General features: G+C 44.0%; 1 protein-coding gene. It reads right to left on the bottom strand.

Annotation, left to right across the window (positions count from 1 at the left end; translation table 11 throughout):
- Positions 1-1,166 (bottom strand): ISL3 family transposase (locus ACFI6L_RS20235; protein WP_462574700.1); only part of this gene is annotated, 1,166 nt, incomplete at its 3' end.
- Between the last annotated feature and the right edge of the window lie 76 nt (positions 1,167-1,242).

Raw genomic sequence — 1,242 nt, forward strand, 5'->3', positions numbered from 1 at the left:
CATCCACAATGGGTCATCACTCTTATTCGATAATTTTCAAAGTTTCTAAAACCATACGCTCTTCTCGATATCATTTCCATTTTGTTGTGGAAGCCTTCAGTGATCCCGTTGTTTCGTGTAAAGCGCCACATGGCAATGATAGGTTGCAACCACGAAGTTAAGGTTTTGGCCATTGTACGAAGTGGACTGTGATGTAACTGTTCAAGCAAGTCTAAGAACCTCGGTAATGTCTTCTCCATTCGTTTTTCATTCATAGTCTTTAACAGCATATACCTGATGAGCTTCTGTTTGGCCTCATACAGTGTTTTTAACACCGGAAAGTCAGCTAAGTAGCGTTGTAGGTTGCTGTTATTCTCCTCGCTTAAATGCCATTGATGTCGTCGCATCAAACTAAGTAAACCCCGATTCTTACGTCCTTCAGGGTGGTGTTGCTGCCACGCTTTTAAGAAGTGATGGTTTATCAAGCGCACCACATGAAAACGGTCAGCGACTATCGTAGCATTAGGGAAATAGCGTTTGGCAATACCACGATAGGTTTCCGATAAGTCCATCGCGATGAGCTTAACGTTCTCTTTATTGGGAAGGTGGCGTAAGTACGAGCGTAAACTTAATTCAGAACGTCCAAGTTTTACATCAAACACACTACGATGTCGTAAATCTACAAACGTCGTCGCATAACCCTTCTTACGGGTAAAAAAGTGTTCATCTATCCCTAGCATCTCTGGGCAGGGGCGACTGATAATCTCTTTATATTTTTGGCTGATGTGTGATTGGTACCAACGCTCTACCGTAGTGGGACTAATGCGATGTGTGCGTGAGATACCACGCTGCGTAACACCACCGTGGTGCGCTTCAAAGACTTCTAAGCGAAAGCACTCCGACGCCCGATAGCGTGGCCGGATCCCAACAAAAGGGTGCCTGAAATAACGACCACAGCATCGGCAGTGATACTTAGGTACCTTTAAATGTAGCGTTAGCACCTGATTACCTTGGCGCGTGTGCTTCACAGTACGCTTATGTGTGGCTTTTATGCGTAAATGTTGACTCTCACAATGTTTGCATAGCGGCTTTTTTGTGGGCTTTGCCCACACTTCAATAAAATCATGTCGATGAACACGTTCTATTTCTAACTCACTTATGCCTAAAATAGTACCTGCGTGGGACATCTGTACTCTCCATTAAATGATTCTTCGCAAAATCAGTTTAATGAATGCGGATGTCCCCCGTTAATGATGAAGAGCC

This window comes from Alteromonas sp. G4i35, from assembly GCF_054960375.1.